Origin of the sequence: Pseudomonas sp. (assembly GCF_017744435.1) — a bacterium.
Lineage (GTDB): Bacteria > Pseudomonadota > Gammaproteobacteria > Pseudomonadales > Pseudomonadaceae > Aquipseudomonas.
The window spans coordinates 1-3259 of the sequence record NZ_JAGIBG010000068.1 but is presented as its reverse complement, the minus strand read 5'-3'; the positions used below and the strand labels follow the sequence as shown (position 1 = coordinate 3259).

At 56.4% G+C, this 3259-nt stretch carries 4 protein-coding genes, 3 tRNA genes and 1 rRNA gene; all 8 read left to right on the top strand.

Features of this window, described 5'->3' with window-relative positions; all coding sequences use genetic code 11:
* The first annotated feature begins 70 nt into the window (after positions 1-70).
* Positions 71-186, top strand: a 5S ribosomal RNA gene (rrf, locus tag J7573_RS25540).
* A gap of 156 nt (positions 187-342) precedes the next feature.
* Entirely contained in the window at positions 343-1302 is a 960-nt protein-coding gene (birA, locus tag J7573_RS25535; RefSeq protein ID WP_294341352.1) for a bifunctional biotin--[acetyl-CoA-carboxylase] ligase/biotin operon repressor BirA, read from the top strand.
* Positions 1292-2041, top strand: coding sequence for a pantothenate kinase (locus J7573_RS25530; protein ID WP_294341349.1), 750 nt, complete (start codon positions 1292-1294; stop codon positions 2039-2041). Before birA ends, J7573_RS25530 begins: the two co-directional genes overlap by 11 nt.
* Before the next feature lie 7 nt (positions 2042-2048).
* On the top strand, positions 2049-2474 hold the full coding sequence (locus tag J7573_RS25525) for a hypothetical protein (RefSeq protein ID WP_110640016.1): 426 nt from the start codon (positions 2049-2051) through the stop codon (positions 2472-2474).
* A 153-nt stretch (positions 2475-2627) separates the two neighbouring features.
* Positions 2628-2711 (top strand) — tRNA-Tyr (locus J7573_RS25520).
* Positions 2712-2735: 24 nt separating this feature from the next.
* Positions 2736-2809 (top strand) — tRNA-Gly (locus J7573_RS25515).
* A gap of 29 nt (positions 2810-2838) precedes the next feature.
* Positions 2839-2914 (top strand) — tRNA-Thr (locus tag J7573_RS25510).
* Between the two features lie 79 nt (positions 2915-2993).
* The coding region (locus J7573_RS25505) for a GTP-binding protein (protein WP_253250581.1) at positions 2994-3259 on the top strand (266 nt) is incomplete at its 3' end.

The following is a 3259-nucleotide window of genomic DNA, read 5'->3' as shown; positions in this document are numbered from 1 at the left end:
CGCAACATCACAAATATCGCATATCCGAATTCGCCAAGAGTGTTCAACAGACATTCTGGCTACAGAATTTCTTGACGACCATAGAGCATTGGAACCACCTGATCCCATCCCGAACTCAGTAGTGAAACGATGCATCGCCGATGGTAGTGTGGGGTTTCCCCATGTGAGAGTAGGTCATCGTCAAGATTCATTTCGCAAAACCCCTATCTGCGCATGCAGGTAGGGGTTTTGTCTTTTATGGCCGAAATACTCGGTACTTGTGGCAGCTACCCGCAGCCCTTTTCCTATGCAAGCCAACGACCCCTAGCTATCATGCCAGCCTTATTCCAAGTCGAGACTGGCATGCTGAAGTTGTTGAATCTCCTCAAGGATGGCCGGTTCCATTCCGGAGAGGCCTTGGGGGCAGCCCTCGGGGTAAGTCGCAGCGCCGTTTGGAAGCAGCTGCAACACCTGGAAAGTGAGCTGAACCTCACCATTCATAAAGTCCGTGGGCGTGGCTACCAGTTGGCCGCGCCACTGAGCTTGCTCGATACGCAGGCGATCGCAGGGTTCACCGAAGGTGAGCGCTGGCCCGTTTTCATCCATGAAACCATTGATTCGACCAACGCCGAAGGCTTGCGCCTGGCCAGCGAGGGGAGATCAGCGCCTTTCCTGGTCCTGGCCGAGCGCCAGAGTGCTGGCCGTGGTCGACGCGGTCGCATGTGGATAAGTCCATTTGCAGAAAACCTCTACTACAGCCTGGTTCTGCGCGTTGATGGCGGAATGCGTCAGCTCGAAGGTCTTAGCCTGGTGGTCGGGTTGGCCGTGATGCGAACGCTGCAGGCATTTGGCGTAAAGGATGTGGGGTTGAAGTGGCCCAACGATGTCCTGGTTCGTGGGCAGAAGATCACCGGTATTCTCCTGGAGCTTGTGGGCGACCCCGCAGACGTCTGCCATGTCGTGCTCGGCATTGGTATCAATGTGAACATGCAGGTCAATGAGCAGGTCGATCAACAGTGGACCTCTATGCGGCGTGAGGTCGGTGTGACAATTGATCGCAATCGCCTGGTGGCCATGCTCAGCCAGCAGTTGCAACATGAATTGGCCCGTCATCGGCGCTACGGTTTTGCGGCGTTCCAGGAAGAGTGGGAGCAGGCGCACCTGTGGCAGGGGCGTAATGTGTCTCTCATCGCAGGTACCACGCGCATCGATGGTATTGTGCTGGGCGTGGACGGGCAGGGCGGATTGCGCCTTGAGGTCGACGGTGTGGAAAAGAGCTTCAGTGGTGGTGAGCTCAGTTTGAGGTTGCGTGATGATTCTTGAGCTCGACTGCGGTAACAGCTTCATCAAGTGGCGTGTCATTCACGCTACCGACGCCACCATTGTAGGTGGTGGTATTGTCGATTCGGATCAGGCACTGGTAGGCGAGGTTGCGGCGCTCCCGTCATTGCGCCTTACGGGCTGTCGCATTGTCAGTGTGCGCAGCGAGGATGAAACTGCTGCCCTGTGCGCGCAGATCGCCCAGGCATTTTCAGTCGTTGCCCGTGTTGCCGAGCCTGCGCAGGAAATGGCAGGTGTGCGCAATGGTTATGAGGACTACCAGCGCCTGGGCATGGATCGCTGGCTGGCGGCGTTGGGTGCATTCCATCTCGCCAAGGGCGCATGCCTGGTCATTGACCTGGGCACCGCGGCCAAGGCGGATTTCGTCTCGGCCGATGGCGAGCACCTGGGCGGCTACATCTGCCCGGGCATGCCGCTGATGCGTAGCCAGCTGCGTACACATACCCGCCGTATTCGCTATGACGACGCTTCGGCCGAGCGTGCCTTGAGCAGCCTTGCTCCAGGGCGCTCCACTGTAGAAGCGGTAGAGCGCGGTTGTGTATTGATGCTGCAGGGGTTTGCCCGCACTCAGCTCGAGCAGGCTCGGGCCTTGTGGGGGGAAGACTTCACGGTGTTCCTGACGGGTGGGGATGCGCCGCTGGTGCGAGAGGCGGCGCCGCAGGCCAGGGTCGTCCCTGACCTGGTATTTGTCGGCTTGGCCATGGCCTGTCCACTGGACTGAGGTGCATATGCGTTGGTTGTTTCTGCTGTTGCTGGTGCTCAACGTCTTCTATTACGTCTGGCACCAACAGGAAGCCCCGCTGAAGGCGAAGGACGTCGCGCCATTGTCGTTGTACAAAGGTAATCAGCAGGAGATTCGCCTGCTCAAGGAGACCGGGGCGTCTGCACCGGCCCGGCGACGCGATGAATGCCTGGTAGTCGGTGGCCTGGTTGCTCGCGATCAGCTCGATGCGCTGCGACAACGCCTGCTGAGCCTGGATATCAATGCTGCGCCAGTGTCCGGGCAGCTGCCTGGGGCCGAAGGTTTCTGGCTCAAGATTTCCCCGGAAAGCGAGCGTTTGCTGGACCAAACGGTCCTTGAGACTCTTTCCAACGATTTCAAAGACTTAAAACGTAAAATTATTTTCTGTCAGGGTATTGCAACTGGCGAATAGCTTGATAGAATGGCGCCCGCTTCACAGGGAACACCACTCAGGTGGCAGAACTGGAAGCGAGTGTCAAAGCAGCTAAGTTTCAGATTTGATTGAAAAAATTTGAAAAAACGCTTGACACTAGGACGGCAGACACATAGAATGCCGGCCACATCTGGAGGGATTCCCGAGCGGTCAAAGGGGACGGACTGTAAATCCGTTGCGAGAGCTTCGAAGGTTCGAATCCTTCTCCCTCCACCAGTTTTAGCGAGAGCCGCAAGCTCCGCGGGTATAGTTTAGTGGTAGAACCTCAGCCTTCCAAGCTGATGATGCGGGTTCGATTCCCGCTACCCGCTCCAAGTTTGCAGGATTTTGCGAAAAGTGTTTCGCTCTTGTAGCTCAGTTGGTAGAGCACACCCTTGGTAAGGGTGAGGTCAGCGGTTCAAATCCGCTCAAGAGCTCCATATAAACAAGGCAGATATGAAAATATCTGCCTTTGTTTTATCAGCGTAAGACTATTTTCTTCTGCGGAGGATTGTATCGATGGCTAAGGAAAAGTTTGATCGTTCCCTTCCCCACGTTAACGTCGGCACTATCGGCCACGTTGACCACGGTAAGACCACTCTGACCGCAGCTCTGACTCGCGTCTGCTCCGAAGTTTTCGGTTCGGCCGTCGTTGAGTTCGACAAAATCGACTCGGCTCCAGAAGAAAAAGCGCGCGGTATCACCATCAACACCGCTCACGTCGAGTACAACTCGAACATTCGTCACTACGCTCACGTTGACTGCCCAGGTCACGCTGACTACGT

Coding starts and splice junctions, on each gene's coding strand:
- birA (WP_294341352.1), top strand. CDS start 343: ATGCTGAAGTTGTTGAATCTCCTCAAGGATGGCCGGTTCCATTCCGGA.
- J7573_RS25530 (WP_294341349.1), top strand. CDS start 1,292: ATGATTCTTGAGCTCGACTGCGGTAACAGCTTCATCAAGTGGCGTGTC.
- J7573_RS25525 (WP_110640016.1), top strand. CDS start 2,049: ATGCGTTGGTTGTTTCTGCTGTTGCTGGTGCTCAACGTCTTCTATTAC.